Source organism: Chryseobacterium aahli (genome assembly GCF_022699665.1).
GTDB classification, from domain to species: Bacteria; Bacteroidota; Bacteroidia; order Flavobacteriales; family Weeksellaceae; genus Chryseobacterium; species Chryseobacterium aahli.
In genome coordinates, this window is record NZ_JALDNB010000002.1 from 91,327 (window position 1) to 111,217 (window position 19,891).

Sequence of the window (19,891 nt, forward strand, 5' to 3'; positions counted from 1 at the left end):
TAAAAATCAACTATGAATAATTTAGAGCATAAAAAATTTCCCATCGGAAAATTCCAAGAAAATAATACCAGTTGCGACATTGAGTTGGAAAGCCATATCAAAGTCATCAAAAATTTCCCTGAAAAATTAAAAAAACTAATTGAAGATTTTTCAGATGAGCAGTTAGACACGCCATATAGAGAAGGCGGCTGGACAGTAAGACAACTTGTAAATCATCTGGCAGACAGTCATGCGAACAGTTTTATTCGTTTTAAATTAGCTTTAACGGAAGAAAATCCAATAATAAAACCTTACGATGAAGCAAAATGGGCTGAACTTCAGGACAGTATAAGCATGCCGGTAAAACCAGCGATGAGAATGTTGAAAGGTATTCATCAAAGATGGTATGTATTATTAAAAACAATGACCAACAAGCAGTTTGAAAAAACCTTCCGTCATCCTGAAAAGGAAGATGACTATAATCTCAGATATTTTTTGGCGCTTTACGCTTGGCATTGCAATCATCATTTTGCACATATTGAAAACTTAAAGAACGAAAAAGTTTGGTAAAAAAAAGTCTTCATAACAGCAATGATTTGAATGAAATTATCTCAAGAATCTCTCTTCTTTCTGAAAATTCTCATAGAAAATGGGGTAGGATGAACGTTGCCCAAATGTTGACTCATTGCGAATTGATTTTAAAAGTTCCATTGAAAAAAGTTCATCTTTCTAAGCCAAATTTTATATTCAGAGCAATAGGAATTTTAACTAAAAAAGAAATTCAGATTTTCAATAATGGAATTCCGCATAATATGCCGAGTTTTCAAAAACTAATCGTTAATTTTGAGTGTGATTTTGAGGTAGCAAAAAATAATCTTTTGAATACGCTGAACGAATACGTAAAAGCTTATAAAAATCATAATTTACCTAATGATCACGCACTATTTGGAACGATGAAAGAAAAAGATTGGGGTTTTATGGAATATAAACACCTCAATCACCATTTAAAACAATTTAATGTATGAGTTTTTTAGATAAAATATTTGGCGGAAAGGCTGAAGAAAATAAATCAAAATCTTTTTGGAATTTAATAGAATCTGAAAAAGACTTGGAAGAAGCTATAAAAAAATCGTATTCGGGAAAAATTGCGATTTTCAAACATTCTACGAGCTGTTTTATCAGTAAAACGGTCTTGAAAAATTTTGAAAAAGAAATTGAAGAGGCTCAGGAGCATGGTGCTACACTTTATTTTTTAGACCTTTTGGCACATAGAAATATTTCGAATAAGATCGCTGAAGATTTCGGGATAAGACACGAAAGCCCGCAATTGATTGTCATCGAAAATGGTGACGAAATCAATAATGCATCACATCAGGATATCACTTTAAGCCAGATCACCTCATGAGTAATATGACTAATTATTTAGCAAGAGTTTTAGAGGTTCCGGCAGAACGATTAAGCCTTTGCAGTATACAATACGAAACAAAAAAAGTTTCTAAAGGCGAATTTTTGTTACAATACGGTGAAGTTTGCCGCAATACATTTTTCGTAGAAAAAGGACTGTTAAGAATGTTTTCTATTGACAAAAACGGTAAAGAGCACATTATTCAGTTTGCTCCTGAAAACTGGTTGATTGGTGACCGAAGCAGTCTTTATTTTAGTGAAAAATCAAACTATTATATTGAAGCGGTAGAAGATTCTGAAGTATCAGTTTTGCAACGTGATTTTTTTAATAAATTATTAGAAGAATTTCCTAACAGTATTGAAAAAAATGATTTGGTTCTTCAGAAACATGTAAAAAGTTTACAAGACAGAATCAATTCTTTATTGGGTGAAACTGCGGAGGAAAGATATTTAAAATTCATCAAAATGTATCCTGATCTGCTTCTCAGGGTTCCACAATGGATGGTAGCATCATATTTAGGAATTACACCTGAAAGCTTAAGCCGTGTGAGAAAAGAATTGGCGAGAAAAAATTTTATAACAGATTAATCATTAATCCGGATTCAAAATACTTACCAATCGATTCAGATATTCCTGCTCCATCATTACTTTATCGAAAGATTTCTTCGCAAAAACAGGACAGACTTGTTGGTTTGAGTTATGATGAAGACTGATGTCGTTTTCAACAAATCCGTCAAAATTGAGGGCGTATTCTTTGATGAATTTATCGATGGTATTTCTTTTAATCTCACAGAGTGTGCTGTTCTGAATTTTTTGCAAAGAAGTGAGAATGAAAGATTTGTCACCCGTAAAATTGATTATATTGGTGATGAACTTTAGGTTTTCGTGTGGCATGCTGCTCATTTCCTGGCGAACAGCATGCGGTTGGTCTTCAAAAATCATGGCTACATTTTTATAGTTTTAAAATTCTAAATCGTTGCGTTTCCTTCAACACCGTCTGAATTGTCAGTTTTATTTCCGGTCACTGCAGCAGCCACAAAACTTAGCATACTCACCAATTTCCCTGCCTTGGTATCCCAATAATAGCTTTCTTTCGGCTCTACTCTAATGATCGATACATTTGGGTCTTCTTTACCGTCAAACCAGGCATTGGCCATTGCTGACCATTTTTCTTCGATGGTAGTTTTATCTTTATAAATTGAAGCTTCTCCGTAGATTGACAAGTATTCAGAATTGCTGTTATTCATAAAGAAAAGCTGTACTCTGCGGTCGTCTCTGATTTCAAAATTCTTGTTACTTGCTTCGCTGCTGATAAACCAAAGATTACCTTCATCATCAGTTTCCTGAAGCCCCATTGGTCTTGAAGTAATCGGTAAAGTTTCAAGATCTGTAGCAAACATACAAATTCTTGCCTTTTCTGAAAGTTCTTTAATTTTTTTAATCGCCTCGAGGTGCGTTAGATTTTCTGTTGACATAATATTAATATTTAAGTGTGATTTAATAAAAAAAGAGAAGTGGTGATTTCTCTTACGTTAGAAAAATGTTCTAACTGATTTTTCAACTTCAAAAATCTAACCAAAAATTAAAAAACAGCTCAAAAAATGATAATTACTTTAAAATAATTTAAAAATACATTAAATAGTTTAAATATATTGATAAATTATGATTCAAATCATAATTGTTGTAAATTAAGTTTAAGGATATAAGATTGATTTTACTAAATCAAGTAATGCTTGAATGGAAATTGGCACAAAATATGTCTTAAAAATTCGGTAAACTAATTAAATGATATGAAAACCATTAGCTGTACTAAATTAGATGAAGATCTTTTAAAAGCTTTCGGAGGTGAAATAAAATCATACAAAGAAGGTGAGAGATTTTTTCAACAAGGTGAAATTCCTTTGTATTATTTTCAAATTGTAGAGGGAAAAGTAAAGGAAAATAATCAGGATGATGAAGGCCGAGAATTTATACACAATATTTTAGGATCTGGCCAAAGCTTCGGAGATTCTATGTTATTTATTGACAAAAGATATCCAATCAACGCTGAAGCAATTACAGATTGCAGAGTAATAAAATTGGCTAAACCTAATTTTTTGAATCTTCTTGAAAAACATCCGGAAACCTCTGTTCAAATCAATTCTTGTATGTCTCAAAGAATGCATTATCAATTTATTATGATGCAAAATTTAGCTTCAAATGATCCGGTTATAAGACTGACGGGTTTATTAGAATATTTAAAAAGTTTTCACAGTGACGATATTCCGTTATCATTTCAGGTTCAGCTGACTCGACAGCAGATTGCCAATCTTACGGGACTTCGTGTAGAAACAGTTATCAGAACCATAAAAAAAATGGAAAAAGATTTTACAGTGAAAATTGACAATAGAAAAATTTTCTTTTAAAATTAATTTAAAATAAAACCAAAAAGCGAAATATAAATGCAGTTAGAAAACAAATCGGTACTCATCACAGGTGCCGACAGCGGAATAGGAAAAGCAGTGGCATTACTTTTTGCTAAAGAAGGCGCCAATGTTTCCATTATGTTTCATTCGGATGAAGAAGGTGCGACAAAAGTGATGAATGAAATCATTTCTTTAGGAAGAAAATCAATCATTTTACAAGGCGATATCAATGACTCGGAATTTTGCAAGAAAGCAGTTGCAAAAACCGTTTCAGAGTTCCGGAAATTAGATATTTTAATCAATAATGCAGGAACTCAATTTCCGTCTGATAGTATTGAAAATTTGGAGGAAGAAAACATTCGTACAACTTTTAATTCAAATATCATCGGGATGATTTTATTGACAAAAGCTGCATTTCCATATTTAAAAGAGGGCGGGTCTGTAATCAATACTACTTCTGCTACAGCTTATCAAGGTCATGCGGAGCTTTTAGATTATTCTGCAACGAAAGGAGCAATTGTTTCATTCACAAGATCATTGGCACTACAGTCTAAACCCAAGGGAATTCGGGTAAACGCAGTGGCACCAGGACCAGTGGCGACACCACTTACTAAAGAAACTTTTGATGAAGAGGAAGAAGATCAATCTAAACCGCCACTACAAAGAAATGCAACTGAAGAAGAAATTGCTACAAGTTTTCTTTTTCTTGCATCAGATCAGGCTGTGCAGATCACCGGACAGGTTTTGCATCCCAACGGCGGATTGATTGTCAACGGATAAAAATTCAGATTTAAAAATCAAAAGCAGGAAGTATCAGAAAAATATCTTTCTGTTTTGTATTTTGAGGATAGCATTTTTCTCCATATTTTTTGTGACTCTGATGACGGTTTCGACGCTTAATCCGGTGAGAGAAGCCAATTGCTGACGAGTATATGGAATTTGAAATGAATATTGCGACTGGTCCTGATGTTGATTTTTAAGGTAATTCATCAACGTTTTGAGCTTATTTTCAGGACTTTGAAATGACATGCTTTGCATCATAATGTATTTGTAATACATATTTTCTGAAATGAAATTCAAAGTAGTTTCATATAAATCGGGATTTTGTTTTAAAAGCTGTAAATAATTATGTTTTGAAAGTCTGATTAATGTACAATCTTCGATGGCAATAGCATTTAAAGGATAAGGTTTTGTAGAAAATAGGGCAGTTGGCACCAGACTTCCACCTTTAGAAATAATACTCTGAATAAACTCTTTTCCTTGGTCGTTGAAGTTGTTTATTTTCACTTTACCTTTTGTAATCTGAAAATAATAGGAAGGTGTGTCGCCTTCTGCAAAAATTATCTCGTTTGCTTTAAAATTTTTATATTCTGCACCATTAGAAAACAGTAGATCTTCATTAATCATAAATTGATTTAAAACACTAATTATTATTCCTTGTATTTACTTTAAATAGGGATGTTTTAATAAAATGTAAAGAAAAAATAATTTTTATTAATAGTGAATTAATATGCTACCACACAGATACCACATAGTTTTTGATTCGAGTTTAATTTAATTTTGACATCTTGATTTCAATCATAAAAAGTCAACAGTATAATCTAATATATTTGATGATAATTAATCATTTGATGGTAGAAATATATCTGAAAACTTATTATTAAATAGATGTAATACTTTGAAATGAAAAAAAATATAATTGAGAAATATGATGAAAAATTTGGCAGAAGAGGAAATTATAAGACTTGCTAAAGACAACTCACCGCGCCTTTTGAGTAAATTCAAAACTTCAAATCCGGATTTTTTTGAAAAACTGGCAGCAATACAAACCAATCTCCAAAATTCGGAGCTGATATTTTGTATATATCTGAAATTGAATCTAACGACAAAAGAAATTGCGACCTACACTTATGTAACCCCGAAAGCAATACAAAACAGAAAAAACAGAATCAGAAAAAAACTGAATATCTCTTCATCAGTCGATATCTACAAATGGTTTGATGAATTGTAGTTTCATCTAAATCTCATAAATTTCAGAATCTGTAAAAACAAAATACATTCCTTTTTTAGGGATGTTTTTTGTATCCAGACCTGTGAATTCGCTGAAAGCAGGTAACAATAATTGTTTAGAAGTCACAGCAAAACAGGGCAGTTTTATCCTTTTAACAGATGAATTAATAACAAATCCCGGATGGATGTGCCCTGTGATTTGAAATTTAGAATTAGATTTATGAAAATCGTGAACGAATAAAATATCATTAATTTCCAATGAATCTGCTTTAAAATCTAAACACAATTTTTTCTCTAAAGTTTTCGAAATTCTGTCGTGATTACCTTCTACCAAACAGAATTTGATATCCGAATATTGATTTTTCCATTCACAGAATATATCAACATCAGAATTATTTCCTGCGTGCAATAAATCTCCAACAATAATAAATTTCTCTGGCTGAAAATTTTCTATTAAGATAGATAAACGTTCCAAATCATTTTTCATAATATGATTTGCCAAAGCAATTCCATTTTTACGAAAATGTGCGGTTTTTCCGATGTGTAAATCTGAAAAAATTAAGGACTTTTCCTTTTCCCAATACAAAGCTCTTTGATTAGTTAAAGTGAAAATTTCGTTTTGAATTGTTATGATTTTGGTCGCTATATTCATAGTAAAGTTGGAAGATGAAGGCTCGAAGATGGAAGTTTTTATTCGTCTTTAATATTTCTTCCTGATTGTTTAATTAATTTCTGAATTCTTGCATCCAGATTTTCACTTGTTAAAGTCTGTCGCAAACTGTCAACCTTAATCGGGAAACTCAAAGGTGTAAATTTATTGGAATATTTTAAAATAAACTTCGATTTCTCAATTCGTTTAAAAGCTTCTACCAATCTCTGTTCCTGCAATTGCATATTAAAAACCTCGGTGTACGCCTGTCTTACGAGAAAATGATTCGGGTCATAATCTTCCAACACTTTGAAAATCAAACCAGCTGAACTCTGCAAAGCTTTATTCGAACGTTGTTGTCCCGGAAAATTCTGAACAACCATTCCGGAAATTACCGCAATATCCCTAAATTTACGCCTAGCCATTTCCGCGGAATTGATACTAGAAATCACATCAACCATCAGATTATCTCTGGTCAGAATCTTATCTAAATTATCTTCAGTCAGAGGAATTTCTTTGTCGCTGAACAATTCAAAACCATAATCATTCATCGCCATCGAAAAGGAAATCGGAGCTAATTTTGAAATTCGATAAGCAATCAATGCAGCCATCACTTCGTGCACCAAACGCCCTTCAAAAGGATACATAAACAAATGATAACCTTCACGGTTTTTAATTAATTCAACTAAAAATTCATCCTTTTTCGGAATGTGCGAGCGCTTTTCCTGATTGGCTAAAAGCGGATGCAGAAATTTCAGTTCCTTCTCAGAAGCTTTCGGATTCAATGCTCCTGATAGTTTTTCTCGTAAAAAATGACCCAAATTTGAACTTAAAGGCAATCGTCCACCCAAATAACTCGGAGCCTGTGCTTTTCCTTTGGAAGCCCGAACGAAAACGGTCATATCTTTAATCATCGCCACTTCCAGAACCCGACCCGCCAAGATAAATTTCTCTTCTTTCTTCAGTCTCGAAATAAAATATTCCTCAACCATCCCGATATAACCACCGGAAATAAATTTCACTTTTAGCATCGCATCGCTAACGATGGCGCCCATATTCATTCGATGGAGCATTGCAATTTTTCTGGAAGTCACTTTGTGCAAACCATCTTCCATCACGACAACTTTGTGATATTCTTCGTAGCTTTTTAAAGCACTTCCGCCAATCGTGAGAAAATCAATCATCGCTTTCCATTCTTCATCCCTGATTTCCTGAAACGTGTAGACTTTTTTAATTCTTTCATAAACTTCGTTGGGGAAAAATCCGTCGCCAACTGCTAAAGTCATCAGAAACTGAACCAAAACATCGAAACACAGAACTACCGGCTCACGAGGTTCAATAACTTTCTGTTTAACGGCTTCCTTTAAGGCAGCAACTTCAATCAGTTCTAATGAATGCGTGGGAACACAGAATATTTTCGAAGTCTCAAAAGGAGAGTGGCCACTTCGTCCCGCACGCTGCAAAAATCTCGCAACACCTTTCGCAGAACCAATTTGAATGACGGTATCCACAGGTTTAAAATCAATTCCCAAATCCAAAGATGAAGTTGAAACGACAGCTTTCAGTTTTCCTGAACTTAAATTTTCCTCAATCCAGATTCTCAGATGCGCATCAATTGAACTGTGATGAATCGCAATTTGTCCGGCAAAATCTGGATAAGCATTCAGCAAAAGCTGATACCACATTTCACTCTGACTTCGGGTATTCGTAAAAACAATGGTCGATTTGGATTCTAAAATAATAGGAACGACTTTATCAGCCAATTTTTGTCCGAGATGCCCAGCCCAAGGCAAAAGTTCAACTTCATCCGGAAAAACAGAAATGATGTCGATTTTCTTAAGTTCTTTAGCTGTAATTTTTGTTTTCTTAATGTCATAAGGAATCAAAACATCCTGCGCTTCATCAAGGTTTCCGATGGTCGCTGTAATTCCCCAGATTTTAAGTTTCCGAACATAATAGAAGAGCTGTGAAATTCCTAATTCAACCATCACACCACGTTTAGAACCCAGCAATTCGTGCCATTCATCCACCGCAACACAGTGCATACTGTTAAAGAATCGCTGATGATTTTTCTGAGCCAAAAGCAAGTGCAGACTTTCTGGGGTTACGACCAGAATTTCAGGCATATTTTTTACCTGTTGCTGACGGACTTTCGGGTCGGTGTCGCCGTTTCTTACACCAACCGCCCAATCCAAGCCAATCTCGTCAATCGCTTCCTGCATTGCTTTGGCAATATCTTTGGAAAGCGAACGAAGTGGCGTTATCCAAATCATTTTCAGCCCTTTTTTATACTTATCAGGATTCGTAAGAAAGTCTGAAACCAAAGCTAAAAATACCGAGAATGTTTTCCCAAATCCAGTCGGAGCTACCACCATTCCGCTGTAGCCACTGCCAAATTTCTTCCAGGTATCAACCTGAAATTTAAATGGAGAATTACCTTTTTCCATCATCCAGTTTTGAATGATTTTAAAGCCTTCGGTATTTTCGTAGTTGCTCAAATTCTGTTAATTATATATTTAAACGCAAAGAGCGCAAAGATTTTTTGACATTCTTGTGCATATTTTTTGTTCGCAAAGGCACTTCGTTCAGTAAAAGATAGCACTGTCCAGTGGCTGAGTGAAACGCCTTTGCGAACGGAAAAATATTTTCAAAAATTTTAAAAGAGACCTTGCGACCATTGCGTTTAAAACTTTACTGTATCAGTTTCTTAATCTCTTCAATATCATCAATATCATTCACGGTTTTATCTTTCCGCCATCTTAAAATCCTTGGGAAACGCAATGCAACGCCGCTTTTATGACGATTGCTAAAACCAATTCCTTCAAACGCAATTTCGAAAACCAATTCAGCTTTCACAGTACGAACAGGACCGAATTTTTCAATTGCATTTTTATTCACAAACTTGCTGACTTCCATAATTTCTTTGTCGGTCAGTCCAGAATATGCTTTGGCAATGGTGACCAATTTGTCGCCACTTTTCACGGCAAAACTGTAATCGGTGTAGTAAGCGCTTCGTCGTCCGCTACCTTTTTGAGCATAAATCAAGACGGCATCAATCGTTAACGGACTAATTTTCCATTTCCACCAATCGCCTTTTTTTCGTCCGGAATGATAATGCGAATTTTTCTGTTTCAACATCAAACCCTCGCTGTTGATTTCCCTTGAATTTTCTCTGATTAAATCTAATTTACTCCAATCTTCAAAATCAATAGCCTGAGAAATTTTGATATTTTCCGGAGTTTCATTTAATAATAATTCCTCCAACATTGCTCTTCTGGCAGAGATGGGTTTTTCCCGCAAATCATTTCCTTCGAGTTCCAAAATATCGTATGCAAAAACCTCAATCGGAATTTCAGCAAGCATTTTTTTAGTTAAAGTTTTGCGGTTTAATCGCTTTTGTAATTCATTGAAATTTAAAACATTGCCTTCTTTTACCGCAAGTATTTCGCCATCAATCACAAAGTTGCCTTTCATTGCTTTTACGGTCTCGGCAATTTCGGGAAACTGTTCCGTTACCAGCTCTTCACCACGTGACCAGATGAAAACTTCGTCGTTCCTTCTGATGATTTGTCCACGGATTCCGTCCCACTTATATTCGATGAGCCATTCTTCGGGTTTTCCTAAATCTTCCAGCTCTTTTTCCAGAGGGTAAGCCAAACAAAAAGGGTAGGGTTTTGAGTTGTCAGGATTTATATTTTCAGCAGAAATCAGTTCCTGAAATGAAACTTCATCAGGTTGCCATTTTCCCATCAAACTATGCATCAAAGTGCTTGCTTCTTGTCCGGAAAATTTTGTGAGGGAATTAATCAAAATCTTTGAGGAAACCCCAATTCTAAAACTTCCACCCAGTAATTTATTGAAAATCAATCGTTCGGTATAATCCAAACCGTTCCACGAATTAAGAACAAATTCTTTTTTCTCAGCTTCAGTTTTCGTTTTCAGTCCGATTATTTCCGTCATCCATTCGGATAAGGTTTTTTCGATTTTTTCGTTGGGAGGAGGAAGAATCAAGGATATCGTTTCACCCAAATCGCCGACTGAAGAATAGCTTTCCTGAAAAAGCCAGAACGGCAATTGGGTAATCTCCAACGCCCATTCTTTCATATAGTTGGTGTTCACATTTCGCTTGGGTCTTTTCCCCGTAAATAGGGCGATAAACCACAATTTATCATCATCAGGTGCACGCTCAAGATAATCGATAATGGCATCGATTTTAGCATTGGTTTTATTCGTGCTTTCCAAAGCGTTGATGAGTTCTGCGAAATTTTTCATTTCTTAATTTTCTTTAATTTGGAAAACATTCACATTTATTGAATGTTTTTATTTTTGGCTGGGCTACGTTTTAAATATAACATGGCACTCCTACGGAGCTCAGACTTCTCACATTACTTTCTTTCTACAAACATTCCGCTCCTACGGAGCTTCCCAAACCTTTAAGGTTTATTCAGCTTTGATTCTTCTTCTTCTTTTTTATCTAATACAACTTCTTTTTCAGTCACTTCTTCGTCATCATCGCCATACAAAGTTTCCACAACATCAGATTTAATTCCGATTTCATTTAAATATTTAGAAAAAACCTCAGTTTGTCCGTGTGTTACGTGAACGATTTCTGCTTCTGTCGCTTTGATAGCCTGTAACAGACCCTTCCAATCGGCGTGATCGCTCATTGGAAAACCGGCATCCATACTTCGCCATCTTCTTGCACCGCGAACCTGCATCCAACCGGAACAAATCGCTGTTGCCGCATCAGGAATTTTCTTGATGACATTGCTGTCCAACAAAGCGGGCGGAACGATGACGATGTCGCCGGCAACGTGTTTGATACTTTCTCTAAAATCGGGAACTTTATAATCGGGCAGCACAATTCCTACTTCTTCAAAAGCTTTGTTTAATTTGCCAATCGAGTAGTGAACGTGGATTTTTCCCATTCCTTCAACGGCTTTCATTATCCTTTGAGCTTTACCCAAAGAATAACCGATGAAAACAGACGTTTTTTGATTTTCCTGATTTCTTAAAACCCAGTTCTGAAGTCTTTTATTTAAATCCGAAACTTCGAGCCAGTTGTAAATGGGAAGTCCGAACGTACTTTCAGTCACAAATTCATTGCATCTTACCAATTCAAAAGGCGTGCTCAAACCATCATCCTGAACTTTATAATCTCCGGAAACTACGCTCACATAACCTTTGTATTCTAGACGAATCTGTGCCGAGCCAATAATATGACCTGCGGGATGCATTGAAAGTTTGACACCATTAATGTCTAACACTTCGCCGTACTGCAAAGTCTGACATTCGATATCCGGAGAAATTCTTTGATGTAAAATAGGTTTTGTGAAGTGATGGCAAAGATATTTTTTCATTCCCCAACGGGCGTGATCTGCGTGACCGTGGGTGATGACCGCATAATCTACAGGTCGCCAAGGGTCAATATAAAATTTCCCCTGCGGACAATAAATACCTTTGTTTGTGAATGTGATGAGTTTCAAGAGTGTGTTTGGTTTGGAATTTACTATTCAAAAAGCTAACCAAATGTTAAAACTTATCATAAATTTGTCTTGTAAAATTTTTCAATGAAAGAAAACCTGCTTCAAGCTTCTTCAGAGCCTTTACTAAATTATTTTAATAATATAATTCCTTTGAATGCGGAAGAAACTCAACTTGTGACAGAATTTTTTAAATCGAGACTTTACAGGAAAAAACAATATGTTTTGCAGGAAAATGATGTCTGTAATCAATTCAATTTTGTTGTTCGTGGCTGTTTGAGAATGTATAAAATTGATGAAAAAGGAAATACACATATCCTTCAATTTGCTTCAGAAAACTGGTGGTTGAGTGATATTGGAAGTTTTCATCAGAAAAAACCTTCAGAATTGTGCATCGATGCGTTGGAAGATACGATGATTCTTCAGATTAGCTATGAAAATTTAATCAGGCTATATATTTCTGCTCCAAAATTTGACAGAATTTTCAGGGTTTTAATTGAAGACAGTTTTGTCACACTTCAAAATAGATTGCTTCAAAACATAAGTTCGACAGCCGAAGACCGGTATCTTTCTTTTCTGGAAACCTATTCTCATCTTTCCAACCGGCTTTCACAAACGCAGATTGCTTCATTTTTGGGTATTACACCCGAATTTTTAAGCAAGCTAAAAGCTAAACTTCTTAAAGAAAAATCTTAATCTAGATTAAGTCTATTTCTTAATTTAGTTCATTGGAAAAAGCCTCCTTTCTGATGGAAATTTGCATTATAATTTTAAAAGAAATAATAATGACAACAACATCAAAAGTAGCCGTAATCGGCTTAGGAAATATCGGACAGGCAGTTGCCGGAAATCTTGCAAAATCACAAAGAGAATTTTTCGTTGCCGACAGAAACCTTGAAAAAGCAAAAGAATTATCTGCAAAATGGGGAAATAATGTTCTTCCGAGTGATATTCCGAATGCTGTAAAAAATGCACAAATTTTAGTTTTATCAATTCCTTTTGAAGCGATTGAAGGATTTTTAAAAGAATATTCAAAAGATTTAGAAGGAAAAATTATTGTTGACCCTTCTAATCCAATTGCTCCAGATGAAAATGGAGGTTTCAAAAAAATCATTGGCGAAAATGAATCTGCCGGAGAAATCAATTCGAAATTTTTACCTGAAAATGCAAAGTTAGTTAAGGCTTTAGGAACTCTTGGTGCTTCCTCTTTATCAGAATCTGCTTATCAAAATCCGGAGAAATTAGTTTTATTTTATGCTACAGATGATGAAAGTATCAATCCTGAAGTTGAAGGTTTAATTAATGATAGTGGATTTGAACCTTTAAGAATCGGAGGTATTAATCAATCAATCAGAATTGAAGTTTTTGGAGACCTTCACGAGTTCGGAGCGTTGGGAAAACCAGTTACATTAACCGAAGCAAAAGGAAAAATATAATGTTTAAGAATAAAGTATTATCATTAATAGTTACCGGTATGACTATTACAAATGTTTATGGTCAAACGATAAAATTTGAAAATAAAGAATTTAAAATTTCTAATGTAAAGGCTTCTGTCATTGATTTTGAAGGCGATAAAGTTTTAAAGATTGAAAGAGATTTAGAAAAAATACCTTTCGACGTGAATCATCTGGAGAATACGGTTGACGAAGCGACTTTCTTAAAATTAGCGAATACAAATATCGAAAACGGAATCATTGAGGTAAAAGTATACAGTCAGATTCAAAAACCTTCTCCATTTGAGTTTGCACAAGGTTTTATAGGTTTAGCTTTTAATATTAATAAAGATAAATCTGCATTTGAATCGATTTATTTAAGACCAAAAGCAGCAAGGTCTGAACAGCAATTTGCGAGAAATCACAGTGTACAATATTATGCATATCCGGATTTTAAGTTTGAAAAATTAAGAAAACCGGAATTCAAAGGACAGTACGAAACGTATGCAGACTCAGGTTTGAATGAGTGGATTACGTTACGGATTGAACTGAAAAATGGACTTGCGATTTTATATGTCAATAATCAAAAGCACCCGTCATTTGTTGTGAATGAACGAAAGGGAAAAACGCAATCGGGAAATATTGGACTTTGGGTGGATATTGGGACAATCGGTTATTTCAAAGATTTAAAAATTACGAAACAATAAGAATTTATAGGTTTTATCAATTTATTGATTCCGGAAGAGCTTGTTTCTTTCGGAATTTTTATTTTAAATCTAAGTTTTTCTGCAAATCGATCCAGGCACCGCCATTGTAAACTTTTTTGAACCCTTTTTCTTTTAAAATATTTTCAACTTTTACACTTCTCAAACCGTGGGAACAAACTGTGATATACGTTTTATCAGGATCAAGTTCTACATATCTTTCACGAATTGCTCCTAAAGAAATGTTCTGTGAACCAACGATATGTCCGGTTTCAAATTCTTTTTCAGTTCTTACATCTAAAATTACGGCTCCGTTTTTAATCAATTTGTCTAAACCATCGTCCAAAGTCTGGTATTTATAAACTCTATAAACAACATAAATCAACAAGATTACTCCACAGAAAATCAAGATATTCTTCATAGTTTGATTAGTATTTTTTTATCGATATAAAATGTTCCGAACGGAATGATACAAGCCAAAAGTACTTTCCAGGTCGTTTCTTTGAATTTCCAGTTTTGTTCTACGCCAACACTTAAAGTATTGAATAAAAACAACAGAAATAATGAACCGTGAATTGGCCCCATCATCTTTACAAAAGCAGGATTATCAAATCCGTATTTCATTGGAATGGCGATAAATACTAAGGTTAATAATGAAATTCCTTCAAGAATGGCAATGATTCTTAAGCGTCCGATTTTAGTTTTAAATAAATTAATCATAATTATCTGAAATAAGGTCTGTTAGCAAGCGGTGAAAATGGCCACGGAATAGCGATGAAAATAATGAGTAAAGCAATTGAAAAGTAAATCAACATTGTTTTAAACTTTTCTTTATCAGTCGTTTTTCTTTTGGAAACGGATGAACCAATTGTGATTAAAATAATAGACAACAGCATCAATAAAATATGAATCAATCCAAAGAAAATTAAGTTTAATGATTCTTTAGCTTCATTGAAATTCTTCCAAAAGTATTTGATAATCGGACTTTGAGAATATAAAGTAATTCCTAAAACCAATTGAATATGAGCAATCGTAGCAGTCCAATGTCTTACTGAATGATCAGTTTTTGAAAATTCTTTATTACAAAAATAACCTTTGTAAGCTCTGAAAATAGAGTAGAACAAACTCAGTAAAACCAGCCAGCGGAAAGTAGAATGAAGAAATGTAAGGGTTTGATACATTGTTTAAAGTTTTCAATGCAACAAAGATAAAATAAAAACATACTAATTAGTATGTTTTTTGAATAAAAATTATTTCAGCGAGTCAAAATATGACTTAAGTCCTTTTAAATAAATAAGATAAACAGATTTCGAATTTTCTAATTTCCCTAAATTCCGAACGCCCCAATATCCTGATAATACAAAAACGGCTACCTCTTTTGCACTTAACTCTGCTTTGATTATTCCATTTTCTTTTCCCTTTTCAATCGCGTCAATCATAGCACCTTCCCATTGCAGAGAAAGTTGGTTTAAAGCTTTTGTAAAATCAATATTCCAGGGAGCCATTTCTTGGGTAAAATTGGAAGCCGGACAGCCGTATTCAACCTTTAAATGCTCATTTTCCATCAACAAATAATGCATTAAATTATAAATTATGTCCATCGGATTATCATCATTTTGAAAGGGTTCGATAAAAGTATTTTGAAAATTAGGAATCATCAATTCTTTTATAATTGCTAGACCCATTTCGTCCTTCGTTTTAAAATGATAATAAAAAGCACCCTTTGTAACCTGAGTTGTAGCAATGATTTCATCAACACTTGTTGTTTGATACCCTTTTTGGTAAATCAAGTCAAATGCTTTTCTAAGAATATTCAAACGAGTTTCCTGCGATTTTTTCATAAAATACTAATTGGTCTGTTTTACAAAGGAACAAATTTTATTAATCAAAAAAAAAGAGCTGCTTTTAAACAACTCTTCTCGCAAATATTTAAGGGATAATTTTTTCTTCTTTCAATTTTTTAAATAAATCAAAGAAAGAATCTTCTGTATTCTGAAATTCTCTGAATCTCGCTTTTCGGCTGTTGGTCATGTCTGTCATCACTTCAAGTGGTCTTCCCAAATCGAGATCGGTATGCCATGCCGATGACAATCTTTCTATATTTTCTTCCTTTAAATTGTATTTCTCGACTATTTTACTCCATATTTCCTGATTATTCTGCATTTCTTTTTCGAGTGGTTTGATTTCGTTTTCATAACCAATTGCTTCAACACCAAAATAATCTGCCAATCTGTACCACAGCCATTTCCAACGGAAAATATCTCCGTTTGTGATATTAAATGCTGTATTTTTCGCTTCTTCTGTCGTTGATGCCCAAACCAATTGTTTAGCTAAAATTCTTGCGTCAGTGACATCAGAAATTCCGTTCCATTGTGCGGATGATCCGGGCCAGATAAATTTTCTACCGGTCTCTTTGCAAATGCTTGCATAAACTGCTAATGTCGTTCCTAAATTCATTGCATTTCCGACTGTATAACCAATTACAGTATGCGGTCTGTGAATACTCCAGCTAAAACCATCTCGTTCAGAAGCTGCATAAATCTCATCTTCCTGAGCGTAGTAAAAATTGGGTAGCGGAAGTCTAGGTTGCTCTTCTCTAAGAGGAGTTTCAGGTAGTTTTCCTTCTTTCGCATATGCTTCGAATGGCCCTAAATAATGCTTCAATCCTGTAACCAAAGCAACGTGCTGCATTGATTTTTTTGGAGATAAAACATCTAATAGATTTCTCACCAAAGCGCTATTGACATGGATATTTTCTTCTTCGGTATCATTTCGCATCCATGTTGTAAAAAAAACATGAGTAGGAGCGATGTTTTCTAAAGCAGCTTCCAAACTTTCCGTATCTAAAAGATCTGCTTTAACGGAAACTAATCCTTCGATACTATTGTTGGTATTTCTGGAGATTCCGTAGGTTGTCCAGCCTTGAGATAGAAGTTCGTTGGCGAGATTACTTCCTGTAATTCCGGTGGCACCAACCACTAATGCGATATTTTTATTGTTTTCCATTTTGTAAAATTTCTTCTACAAAGCTATGGCGGTTGCTATCGAAAACACTTGATCTGGATCATGAGTTTTGATTAATAGTTGATGATATAAATTTTAAATTTAGATTTGACCTTTTAATAAAAGTTTTTTACGAATTCTGCTGACCGTTTCGGGAGCTAAACCTAAAAATGAAGCAATCAGATTGTGTGGAATTCTTTGGATCATTTCTGGATTTTTCTGAGCTAACTCGAGATATTTTTCCTCTGCAGTGTAACTGTTAGACGCAATTAAACGATAATCTTTCGTCACTAAACTGTTCTGATACAAAATCCTGAAGTAACGATCCATCACCGGAATTTTCAACATCAGTTTTTCATAATTTTCGAGACTGATCATCAACAATTCGGTTTCTTCGACTGCATCAATATTCAGAACTGCCTTTTCCTGACTGATAAAACTTTTAAAATCTGAAATCCACCAGCCTTCGAAAGCAAACATATTGATGTTTTCACCACCTTTTTCATCAACAAAATAAGATTTTAGCAAACCTTTACTTACGAAAGAAAGATGCGTGCAGATATTTCCTTCCTGAAGTAAGAACTGTTTTCTCTTTAATTTTTTAACCGAGAAAAAAGATTGTAACTCGATTTTTTCTTCTTCGGTTAAATGTACTTTGTTTTGAATATGTGAAATGAGGACGTCAAACATCTGGGTAATTTAGAACAAAATTATGCTTTCTCATCAGACTTTTCAAAGTCATAGAGAATAATTCCAATGTCTTCATTTTTAGTTTTAAAAACCGGAATTCCCATAGGATAAAAGAAAAATTCTCCCGCTCCCCGAATTTTTGCACCCTGCAAATGCCCTGCAATGGCCGAGTAATCCTGTCTTCCCAAAGTAATATGCAGGTGTGGAGTAGCGGTTTATCTTCCGCAACCGAAACGTTTCCTGATATATTGGTAACTTCCATTTGTTCGTCAAACTTTTTGTCAACATAATCTTTCGTAGAAAAGTCGAAAAACCTCAGTGTTGCTTCACTTACCGCGCCAATTCCTGTCACCTGTCCGGATTTGATATTCTGATTTAAAACAAAATCATGCAATGCCTGCACAATACTCGATTTGTCTTTAATGCTCACGATATAATTATTCTCAATTTTTTTGGCAGTCCACAATTCGCCTTCTAAAATTCGTTCTTTCATATTGTTATATTATGGGTTGATGTTCTTCAAAACTGTATTTTAAATAAAACCACAAAAGCGCAAACAGATATAGAGAATGGAGTAGTTGCGCTTCAATCGCTGACCAGTTTTCAACAGAGCTGCTTCCCAAAATCAGGATGCTCATCAAGGCAAGTGAAGCATAAATTGTTAATTTCGGTTTAAAACCAATCAATAAAGCAACTCCGACTATCGCTTCTAAAAATGGAAGCAGATATCCGAAAGGCGTGATCAATACTTCCGGAATTGCCGATTTCTCCATAGATTTCACCATTCCTTCGGTAAAGGATTGTATTTTTGGAATTCTTACTAATCCGTGTCCTGCCAATGAAATGGCGATCGGAAGTCTCAGGAAGAAGAATATTGTTTTGAAGTCTTTCATAGTTTTTATTTTGGTTGGAAGATGAAGCTGGATGTTCGTTTTCGTTATTCAATTGGTTTTCTACGCGGATTACTAATTTTTAACTTTTATTCTTTTTTAAATAATTAATAATTCCAATCACGTCATCTTTGCCGAAACCTTCGTTTTGAGCAGACTGGTAGGTTTCAATTAATGTCTTGGCCAAAGGAAAATCGGCACCGGCATCTTTCGCCAGCAGAATATCTTTTAACATTAAATCTAAAGAAAATGCAGGTTGGTAATTGTCTTCTATCAAAAGAGGCGTTTTCACTTTTGTGGCTCCGCTTCCGCTCGCACTTTCGTTGATGATGTCAAGCATATCTTCTCTTTTGATTCCTAATTTATCCGAAAATAAAATTGTTTCTGCCAAACCTTGATACAAAGCCGAAATGAAATAATTGACCGACAATTTTGCAGCCAGACCTTTTCCGTTTTTTCCTAAGTGTTTGATCTGCTTTCCGAGTTTTTCTAAATAAGGTCTAGCTCTTTCTAAATCTTTTTCGTCACCACCGACCATGATAATTAAAGTTCCTTCGGCAGCAGGTTTTGTACTTCCCGCAACCGGAGCGTCAAGAAATGAGGCCTCTTTTATTTTCACTGCATCCGCAATCTTGCCACTTGTTTCGGGCGAAATTGTGCTCATGTCTATAAAAAGTTTTCCTGAGATATTCAGTTCTAAAATTTGCATATAAACCTCATTTGCCGCTTGATCATTGGTCAACATCGTAAAAATAATATCACTGTTTTTTACCAATTCTTTGACATCGACCGCAACTTTTGACTGAGTCTTAAAATCTTCAGTTTTCTCTGCACTTCTGTTGTAAACGAATACTAGGAATCCTGCTTTCTCCAAATTTTTTGCCATCGGATGTCCCATATTTCCTAAACCGATGGAAACCTATTTTCTCACTCATATTTTTGATTTAATTTAATAATTTTTTAATTTTTTCATAAATTCCGATATTGCAGGCTGCAGGTCTTCGAAAAGTGGATGTTTTCTTTTTTTCAGCATGACTTCTGTAAATAATTTTAAACCTAAGCTAAACTCTAACGACGTCTTTTCATCTTCAAAAAGATTCTTTGATTTTACAACCTCAAAAATTTTAAATAAATCATCATGATTTTCAAATCCAAAAGAGAGATTTTTACCGGCTTCCGAACCGTCTTTTAATGATAATTCTTTAAGATCAATCTGGTATCTGTTATTTCTTTTTTCCATT

Annotated in this window: 27 protein-coding genes; 10 read left to right on the forward strand and 17 right to left on the reverse strand. The window is 34.5% G+C overall.

Features of this window, described 5'->3' with window-relative positions; translation table 11 throughout:
• Positions 1 to 12: 12 nt before the first annotated feature.
• From MQX03_RS02665 to MQX03_RS02680, 4 genes are read left to right on the forward strand one after another with little or no spacing between them, the layout of a single operon-like run.
• A complete protein-coding gene (locus tag MQX03_RS02665; RefSeq protein ID WP_242801267.1) occupies positions 13 to 549 on the forward strand; it encodes a YfiT family bacillithiol transferase in 537 nt (178 codons plus the stop codon).
• A complete protein-coding gene (locus tag MQX03_RS02670) occupies positions 543 to 1,004 on the forward strand; it encodes a DUF1569 domain-containing protein (RefSeq protein WP_242801269.1) in 462 nt (153 codons plus the stop codon). The genes MQX03_RS02665 and MQX03_RS02670 overlap by 7 nt, the downstream gene beginning before the upstream one ends.
• Positions 1,001 to 1,384, forward strand: coding sequence for a bacillithiol system redox-active protein YtxJ (ytxJ, locus tag MQX03_RS02675; RefSeq protein ID WP_129537040.1), 384 nt, complete (start codon positions 1,001 to 1,003; stop codon positions 1,382 to 1,384). Before MQX03_RS02670 ends, ytxJ begins: the two co-directional genes overlap by 4 nt.
• On the forward strand, positions 1,381 to 1,971 hold the full coding sequence (locus MQX03_RS02680) for a Crp/Fnr family transcriptional regulator (RefSeq protein WP_242801271.1): 591 nt from the start codon (positions 1,381 to 1,383) through the stop codon (positions 1,969 to 1,971). Before ytxJ ends, MQX03_RS02680 begins: the two co-directional genes overlap by 4 nt.
• A 3-nt stretch (positions 1,972 to 1,974) precedes the next feature.
• Here MQX03_RS02680 and MQX03_RS02685 read toward each other — a convergent pair whose 3' ends face one another.
• A complete protein-coding gene (locus MQX03_RS02685; protein ID WP_242801273.1) occupies positions 1,975 to 2,325 on the reverse strand; it encodes a hypothetical protein in 351 nt (116 codons plus the stop codon).
• Positions 2,326 to 2,351: 26 nt separating this feature from the next.
• Positions 2,352 to 2,858 (reverse strand): pyridoxamine 5'-phosphate oxidase family protein, encoded by a 507-nt coding sequence (locus MQX03_RS02690; protein WP_229984851.1) that lies wholly within the window; start codon positions 2,856 to 2,858, stop codon positions 2,352 to 2,354.
• 315 nt (positions 2,859 to 3,173) lie between these two features.
• On the opposite strand from MQX03_RS02690, the gene MQX03_RS02695 reads away from it, so the two are divergent.
• On the forward strand, positions 3,174 to 3,788 hold the full coding sequence (locus tag MQX03_RS02695) for a Crp/Fnr family transcriptional regulator (RefSeq protein WP_129537044.1): 615 nt from the start codon (positions 3,174 to 3,176) through the stop codon (positions 3,786 to 3,788).
• A 36-nt stretch (positions 3,789 to 3,824) separates the two neighbouring features.
• A complete protein-coding gene (locus MQX03_RS02700; protein WP_242801275.1) occupies positions 3,825 to 4,568 on the forward strand; it encodes an SDR family oxidoreductase in 744 nt (247 codons plus the stop codon).
• Between the two features lie 33 nt (positions 4,569 to 4,601).
• On the opposite strand, the gene MQX03_RS02705 is transcribed toward MQX03_RS02700, so the two are convergent.
• Positions 4,602 to 5,195, reverse strand: coding sequence for a Crp/Fnr family transcriptional regulator (locus MQX03_RS02705; protein ID WP_242801277.1), 594 nt, complete (start codon positions 5,193 to 5,195; stop codon positions 4,602 to 4,604).
• 301 nt (positions 5,196 to 5,496) lie between these two features.
• Between MQX03_RS02705 and MQX03_RS02710 the strand changes: the two genes are divergently transcribed.
• A complete protein-coding gene (locus tag MQX03_RS02710) occupies positions 5,497 to 5,799 on the forward strand; it encodes a helix-turn-helix transcriptional regulator (protein ID WP_229984855.1) in 303 nt (100 codons plus the stop codon).
• 6 nt (positions 5,800 to 5,805) lie between these two features.
• Here MQX03_RS02710 and pdeM read toward each other — a convergent pair whose 3' ends face one another.
• The 4 genes from pdeM to MQX03_RS02730 form a co-directional block, all read right to left on the reverse strand.
• Positions 5,806 to 6,450 (reverse strand): ligase-associated DNA damage response endonuclease PdeM, encoded by a 645-nt coding sequence (gene pdeM / locus MQX03_RS02715; protein ID WP_242801279.1) that lies wholly within the window; start codon positions 6,448 to 6,450, stop codon positions 5,806 to 5,808.
• Positions 6,451 to 6,488: 38 nt separating this feature from the next.
• The gene (locus tag MQX03_RS02720; protein WP_242802111.1) at positions 6,489 to 8,897 is read right to left on the reverse strand and encodes a ligase-associated DNA damage response DEXH box helicase; all 2,409 of its coding nucleotides are present in this window, start codon (positions 8,895 to 8,897) and stop codon (positions 6,489 to 6,491) included.
• 241 nt (positions 8,898 to 9,138) lie between these two features.
• Entirely contained in the window at positions 9,139 to 10,719 is a 1,581-nt protein-coding gene (locus tag MQX03_RS02725; protein ID WP_242801280.1) for an ATP-dependent DNA ligase, read from the reverse strand.
• Positions 10,720 to 10,880: 161 nt separating this feature from the next.
• Positions 10,881 to 11,933 carry a ligase-associated DNA damage response exonuclease gene (locus tag MQX03_RS02730; protein ID WP_242801282.1) on the reverse strand — a complete coding sequence of 351 codons (1,053 nt, stop codon included), beginning with the start codon at positions 11,931 to 11,933 and terminating at the stop codon, positions 10,881 to 10,883.
• Between the two features lie 84 nt (positions 11,934 to 12,017).
• Between MQX03_RS02730 and MQX03_RS02735 the strand changes: the two genes are divergently transcribed.
• From MQX03_RS02735 to MQX03_RS02745, 3 genes are all read left to right on the forward strand, one after another.
• Positions 12,018 to 12,626 (forward strand): Crp/Fnr family transcriptional regulator, encoded by a 609-nt coding sequence (locus MQX03_RS02735; protein WP_242801283.1) that lies wholly within the window; start codon positions 12,018 to 12,020, stop codon positions 12,624 to 12,626.
• 89 nt (positions 12,627 to 12,715) lie between these two features.
• Positions 12,716 to 13,366, forward strand: coding sequence for an NADPH-dependent F420 reductase (locus MQX03_RS02740; RefSeq protein WP_242801285.1), 651 nt, complete (start codon positions 12,716 to 12,718; stop codon positions 13,364 to 13,366).
• 38 nt (positions 13,367 to 13,404) lie between these two features.
• Positions 13,405 to 14,070 carry a hypothetical protein gene (locus MQX03_RS02745; protein WP_242801287.1) on the forward strand — a complete coding sequence of 222 codons (666 nt, stop codon included), beginning with the start codon at positions 13,405 to 13,407 and terminating at the stop codon, positions 14,068 to 14,070.
• Positions 14,071 to 14,128: 58 nt separating this feature from the next.
• On the opposite strand, the gene MQX03_RS02750 is transcribed toward MQX03_RS02745, so the two are convergent.
• The 10 genes from MQX03_RS02750 to MQX03_RS02795 form a co-directional block, all read right to left on the reverse strand.
• A complete protein-coding gene (locus tag MQX03_RS02750) occupies positions 14,129 to 14,488 on the reverse strand; it encodes a rhodanese-like domain-containing protein (protein ID WP_242801289.1) in 360 nt (119 codons plus the stop codon).
• A complete protein-coding gene (locus MQX03_RS02755; protein WP_242801291.1) occupies positions 14,485 to 14,787 on the reverse strand; it encodes a DUF3817 domain-containing protein in 303 nt (100 codons plus the stop codon). The genes MQX03_RS02750 and MQX03_RS02755 overlap by 4 nt, the downstream gene beginning before the upstream one ends.
• Positions 14,788 to 14,789: 2 nt before the next feature.
• Positions 14,790 to 15,248 (reverse strand): hypothetical protein, encoded by a 459-nt coding sequence (locus MQX03_RS02760; protein ID WP_242801292.1) that lies wholly within the window; start codon positions 15,246 to 15,248, stop codon positions 14,790 to 14,792.
• A gap of 69 nt (positions 15,249 to 15,317) precedes the next feature.
• Positions 15,318 to 15,908, reverse strand: coding sequence for a TetR/AcrR family transcriptional regulator (locus tag MQX03_RS02765; protein WP_242801294.1), 591 nt, complete (start codon positions 15,906 to 15,908; stop codon positions 15,318 to 15,320).
• Positions 15,909 to 15,996: 88 nt separating this feature from the next.
• Complete coding sequence (locus MQX03_RS02770; protein ID WP_242801296.1) at positions 15,997 to 17,073, reverse strand: SDR family oxidoreductase; 1,077 nt, start codon at positions 17,071 to 17,073, stop codon at positions 15,997 to 15,999.
• A gap of 99 nt (positions 17,074 to 17,172) precedes the next feature.
• The gene (locus MQX03_RS02775) at positions 17,173 to 17,760 is read right to left on the reverse strand and encodes a Crp/Fnr family transcriptional regulator (protein WP_242801298.1); all 588 of its coding nucleotides are present in this window, start codon (positions 17,758 to 17,760) and stop codon (positions 17,173 to 17,175) included.
• Positions 17,753 to 18,253, reverse strand: a complete 501-nt coding sequence (locus MQX03_RS02780) for a PPC domain-containing DNA-binding protein (protein WP_242801300.1) — start codon at positions 18,251 to 18,253, stop codon at positions 17,753 to 17,755. Before MQX03_RS02780 ends, MQX03_RS02775 begins: the two co-directional genes overlap by 8 nt.
• A 4-nt stretch (positions 18,254 to 18,257) precedes the next feature.
• Positions 18,258 to 18,653 carry a MauE/DoxX family redox-associated membrane protein gene (locus MQX03_RS02785; RefSeq protein WP_242801302.1) on the reverse strand — a complete coding sequence of 132 codons (396 nt, stop codon included), beginning with the start codon at positions 18,651 to 18,653 and terminating at the stop codon, positions 18,258 to 18,260.
• A gap of 79 nt (positions 18,654 to 18,732) precedes the next feature.
• On the reverse strand, positions 18,733 to 19,536 hold the full coding sequence (locus tag MQX03_RS20495) for an NAD(P)-dependent oxidoreductase (RefSeq protein ID WP_242801304.1): 804 nt from the start codon (positions 19,534 to 19,536) through the stop codon (positions 18,733 to 18,735).
• A 63-nt stretch (positions 19,537 to 19,599) separates the two neighbouring features.
• Entirely contained in the window at positions 19,600 to 19,890 is a 291-nt protein-coding gene (locus tag MQX03_RS02795; protein ID WP_242801306.1) for a DUF3861 domain-containing protein, read from the reverse strand.
• Position 19,891 lies beyond the last annotated feature (1 nt).